Source organism: Idiomarina sp. UBA4206, assembly GCF_002383015.1.
Lineage (GTDB): Bacteria > Pseudomonadota > Gammaproteobacteria > Enterobacterales > Alteromonadaceae > Idiomarina > Idiomarina abyssalis.
The window spans coordinates 54,419-58,663 of sequence record NZ_DFTS01000025.1; the positions used below are offsets into that span (position 1 = coordinate 54,419).

The 4,245-nt window shown below is 47.2% G+C and carries 5 protein-coding genes; all 5 read right to left on the reverse strand.

The features are described from left to right. Positions 1-596, reverse strand: a 596-nt coding sequence (locus tag B3180_RS05515) for an alpha/beta fold hydrolase (RefSeq protein WP_286843453.1), incomplete at its 3' end; no start/stop codon positions are given. A 9-nt stretch (positions 597-605) separates the two neighbouring features. Further along, entirely contained in the window at positions 606-1,013 is a 408-nt protein-coding gene (locus B3180_RS05520; RefSeq protein ID WP_054491056.1) for an MAPEG family protein, read from the reverse strand. A gap of 75 nt (positions 1,014-1,088) precedes the next feature. Then, positions 1,089-1,736 (reverse strand): adenylate kinase, encoded by a 648-nt coding sequence (gene adk, locus B3180_RS05525; RefSeq protein ID WP_278358819.1) that lies wholly within the window; start codon positions 1,734-1,736, stop codon positions 1,089-1,091. Between the two features lie 117 nt (positions 1,737-1,853). Next, positions 1,854-3,767, reverse strand: a complete 1,914-nt coding sequence (gene htpG, locus B3180_RS05530; protein WP_199493849.1) for a molecular chaperone HtpG — start codon at positions 3,765-3,767, stop codon at positions 1,854-1,856. Positions 3,768-3,832: 65 nt separating this feature from the next. Beyond that, a partial coding sequence (gene recR / locus B3180_RS05535) for a recombination mediator RecR (RefSeq protein ID WP_286843457.1) occupies positions 3,833-4,245 on the reverse strand: 413 nt, incomplete at its 5' end.

Consider the following 4,245-nt stretch of genomic DNA (forward strand, 5'->3'; position numbering starts at 1 on the left):
GAGTAATCAGCCAGGCGCCTTGGTTCGTTAAGCAATGCATCAAAGTCCAGCGCTACTTTATCGGCCTGGGCAACCATTAACTGCTGGATTCGCTCAGGCAGTGCATCGAAATAACCGGCATCGTTCCAGTAGTCGACAAAAGTGCGAGTACATTCTTTCGCGTCTCTGCCATGCATTGCCTGACTAATTTCCTGAATTTCCAGCATGCCCGGCGAGTCATCCGGTAGCACATGAAAGGCCACAGGCTCATAAACCACCACGTCGGCAATCTCAAATGGCTTCTCTAATGCCAGTTTTAGCGCAACAGCACCTCCGTATGAGTGCCCGACCAGCTGAACGGGCTGCTTCAGCTGTAAACTTTCGACAGCAGAAAGGATACGTGGCAGCTCCTGCTCCAGCCTAAAGTTCGCCGTATATTCAACTTTAGGCGCCTGCCCGTACCCGAGGAGATCAACCGCAATAACAAAGTGGCTGCTTGCTAAGTCCTTTAACAGAGCGCGCCACTGTGTGCTGGCACTCTGTGAGCTGTGCAACAAAATGACCGGAGGATTTTGCTGCTCGCCATATAAATGAATTCCGGGTTCTATTTCAGACATAACTTCACTTTAGGATAAACTGACACCAACAAACTGGCCGATACCGTAGCCAGCAGCTAATAGTAAAACGGCAAAAGTTGTTAATACACCAATGGTTCTTGGCAGGCTAACACCGACGCTGCGAGTTAACCCAATGGCATGGCATAAACGAGCAATAACCAGCGCAATACCTAAACCATGCAATAAACCTAAAGGCGCATTCTGAACTTCCATCATAGCAAATAGAATAAGAGCCAACGGCACATATTCAATAAAGTTGCCATGAATGCGAACGGCGGCTTTTAGATCCTGAGCTTCGCCGGTACCAATACCGACTCGGTGCTTCCAGCGTAAGCGTATAATACGCGCCGCCAGGGCAAGATAAATTAACGTTAAGACACCGGCATAAAAACCGGTAATTGTAAGTTGTGATGTCACTTGCTGCCCCTTATTTTTCTTTGTTAGTCGGCTTCATCAAAAAAGGCTCACCATGTGAGCCTTTTGCTAAACCTGTTATTTTCTAAGCAAGTCGCCAAGCTGCTCACTGACTTTCTCGACAGGCTGCGTACCATCAATTTTGTGGTACTCAGTTTTACCTTCCTCAGACAGCTTCTGATAATACTCAACCAAAGGCTCTGTCTGCTCATGGTAAACCGACAAGCGTTTGCGAACCGTCTGCTCCTGATCGTCCGGACGAATCACCAGCTCTTCACCAGTTTCATCATCTTTACCATCTACCTTCGGAGGGTTGTGCTCAATATGATAAACACGACCCGAGCCAGGGTGGACACGACGCCCACTCATACGATCAACGATAATTTCGTCCGGAACATCAAATTCCAGTACATAATCAATTTCAATACCGTTATCGCGCATTGCATCGGCTTGTGGAATGGTTCTTGGAAAGCCATCGAGCAAAAAGCCATTCTGACAGTCCGGCTCGGCAATACGTTCTTTAACCAATTCAATAATGATATCGTCAGACACTAGTTGCCCGGCGTCCATCACTTGTTTGGCTTTTTTACCCAATTCCGAACCCGATTTTATTGCTGAACGCAGCATATCACCAGTGGAAATTTGAGGGATCCCAAAAGTGTTCATCAGAAACTGTGCCTGAGTTCCTTTTCCAGCTCCTGGGGCGCCTAACAAAATAATGCGCATAGAAAACCTCTTTGTATGATTCAAAAGTCTGCCCCGAACTTTACCCTGACGGGCGGGCTATTACAAGCTCAGAAAGACGCTGCGGGCAATGACTTACCCGCAGCAGAAGGTGCAAAATTAAGCGTTTAGCATTAATTTATTAAGGCGGGTGACAAAAGAGGCAGGGTCTTTCAGATTACCCCGTTCTGCCAAAGTAGCCTGGTCCAATAATACCTCGGCCCACTCTTTAAATGTGTCCTCGTCCTTAGTCAGCATCCGTTCTACCAGTGGATGCTCAGGGTTCACTTCAAAGATATACTTAGTTTCAGGAACCGCCTGTCCAGCAGCTTCCATCAACTTGGCCATCTGCGTGCTCATATCATTGTCATCCGTAATGATACAAGCTGGCGAGTCGGTTAACCGGTGAGTTACGCGAACCTTCTTCACTTTATCGCCTAATGCTTTTTCAAAACGCTCAAGGTTCGCTTTGAAGGCCTCTTCGGCTTTTTCCTGTTCAACCTTATCTTCCTCGTCGTCCAGTTCACCTAAGTCCAGATCACCACGAGTAACCGACTGCAATTGCTTCTCTTTAAACTCTGTCAGGTGGCTCATTAACCACTCATCGATACGCTCAGAAAGCAGTAAAACTTCAATGCCTTTCTTATTGAAGATTTCCAGCGCAGGGTTGTTTCTGGCGGCTTCGTAGCTGTCGGCCACAATGTAGAAAATCTTATCCTGACCTTCTTTCATACGCTCAATGTAGTCATCCAGGCTGACTGACTGAACCGCGCCTTCATTGTGGGTCGAAGCAAAACGCAGGAGTTCAGCGATACGTTCACGGTTGGTATGATCTTCTGCCGGACCTTCTTTCAGAACGTTACCGAAAGTATCCCAGAACTGTTGATACTGTTCTTTATCGTCTTTTGCCAGCTTTTTCAGCATCTGCAGCACTTTTTTGGTACTGCCGTTCCGCATAGCACGGGTAATTTTATTGTCCTGCAGAATTTCACGTGAAACGTTCAGTGGTAAGTCGTTTGAATCGACCAGGCCACGCACAAAACGCAGATAAGTGGGCATTAACTGCTCAGCGTCATCCATAATGAATACGCGCTTCACATAAAGCTTAACACCGTGCTGCTGCTCACGGTTCCACAAGTCCCACGGAGCGCGTTTAGGAATATACAGTAAATTAGTATACTCGGTCGTGCCTTCAACTTTGTTGTGGCTCCATAAAAGTGGCTCATCAAAGTCATGTGCGACAGTCTTGTAAAACTCTTTGTATTCTTCGTCAGTAATTTCTGACTTCTCACGAGTCCAGAGTGCCTGGCCTGAGTTTACAGTTTCCCATTCGCCGGGTTGCCCTTCTACTTTGTTGCCTTCGTCGTCTTCTGACTCAGGTACCGGTTCTTTCCACATTTGAACCGGGATACTCAAGTGTTCTGAATATTTATTGATGATGCCACGCAGACGGTTTTCATCTAAGAATTCATCGGCATCGTCTTTCAGGTGCAGAATAATATCGGTGCCACGCCGGGCTTTATCAATGTCAGCAATTTCAAAATCACCTTCACCTTGCGAGCGCCATTCAACTCCGCGAGCGTCTTTATCTAATGCTGAACGAGTTCTTACGGTAACTTCATCAGCAACGATAAAGGCTGAATAGAAGCCAACACCAAACTGACCAATAAGCTTGCTGTCTTTTGCTTCGTCGCCGGACAGTTGACCAAAGAATTCAGCGGTACCTGACTTGGCAATGGTTCCCAGGTTGTTCATGACATCGTCACGAGTCATGCCAACGCCATTGTCACTGATAGTGATGGTGCGGCTGTCTTTATCAACAGAAACCCGAACGTGCAGGTCGCTGTCGTCGCCATACAGCGAGTTATCGCTTAAGGCTTTAAAACGCAGTTTATCTGCTGCGTCAGACGCATTTGAGACCAGTTCGCGTAAGAAAATTTCTTTATTGGAATACAGAGAATGAATCATCAGATGAAGCAGCTGTTTTACTTCTGTCTGAAATCCATGTTTTTCCATTTGACCGGCTTCCGCCATAGTATATTTCTCCTGCTGTTATTACCTATGCCAATAACAATGGGGGCGCAGGAGATATTTTCAAGTCATCGGGAAAATTGTTTTCGACCGCTGAAGGCGTGACCTAAAGTCGTTTGGTCGACATAGCCCAACTCACCACCAACCGGAACTCCATGAGCTATTCGGGTAGTATTGATATTCTGTTGGGCGGCAATATCGGCAATATAGTGCGCGGTAGCATCACCTTCTACCGTCGGATTCGTTGCCAGAACAATCTCTTCAACGGGTTCATTCTGCAACTGTCGCTCAAGCTCATCCAAACCAATATCCGCAGGGCCTATGCCATCAAGCGGCGACAAATGCCCCATTAACACAAAGTAGCGGCCCTGGAACTGCGAAGTTTGTTCAATCGCAAGTACGTCGGCGGGTGTTTCAACCACACAGAGCACACCGTTCTCACGCCGCATCGGATTGCTGCAAATTCGACACAGCGGCTCTT